The organism is Anaplasma phagocytophilum (genome assembly GCF_023476575.1).
Lineage (GTDB): Bacteria > Pseudomonadota > Alphaproteobacteria > Rickettsiales > Anaplasmataceae > Anaplasma > Anaplasma phagocytophilum_A.
Window position 1 is genome coordinate 1 of the sequence record NZ_JAHLEX010000195.1, and the last position, 596, is coordinate 596.

Genomic DNA, 596 nt, shown 5'->3' on the forward strand with positions numbered 1-596 from the left:
TGATCTTCCTGCTCAACGTCTTGTAGATGATACTAGTCCTGCTGGCCGTACTAAGGATACTGCTATTGCCAACTTCTCCATGGCTTATGTTGGTGGGGAATTTGGTGTTAGGTTTGCTTTTTAAGGTGGTTTGTAGGAAGCAGGGTAAGTTCAACTTACCCTGCTTCTATTAGAGAGTTAGTATATGAGATCTAGAAGTAAGCTATTTTTAGGAAGCGTTATGATATCGTTGGCTCATGATGATGTTAGTGCTTTGGCGTCTGGAAGGGATGTTCCTTCTAGAACTTCAATCCTACCTCTATCAGAACTTCACGTTCTTCTTATACTTATATTTCTATTTATTCTGATTTCTGTTACGCTGTGGTTCTGGCTCTTCTAAGGCACTATCTCTCGAGTCATCATTTGTTATAGCTCTTTGGAAATACTCGTAACTCATATATTTTAGTAGGGAGTTTTCTCCTGTTTCTGCGTTGCTTTCTTTCTAGGAAGAAAAATATCGATCCGCAATGCTTCCGCAAGTATGAAGAAATATCCATGATTATTATAACATGATGTCCTGTACGTAGGTTAAGTAGGTATTGATGGTTTTACTCGCA

At 38.9% G+C, this 596-nt stretch carries 2 protein-coding genes; both read left to right on the forward strand.

Annotated elements, in window-relative coordinates:
• On the forward strand, positions 1 to 124 hold a 124-nt coding region (locus tag KPX09_RS05500), incomplete at its 5' end, for a P44/Msp2 family outer membrane protein (RefSeq protein WP_155736477.1).
• Between the two features lie 60 nt (positions 125 to 184).
• Positions 185 to 379, forward strand: a complete 195-nt coding sequence (locus tag KPX09_RS05505) for a hypothetical protein (RefSeq protein ID WP_249549334.1) — start codon at positions 185 to 187, stop codon at positions 377 to 379.
• Positions 380 to 596 lie beyond the last annotated feature (217 nt).

What these genes read in the sequence shown, in the direction of transcription:
- KPX09_RS05505 (WP_249549334.1), top strand. Translation starts at nt 185, where the DNA reads ATGAGATCTAGAAGTAAGCTATTTTTAGGAAGCGTTATGATATCGTTG.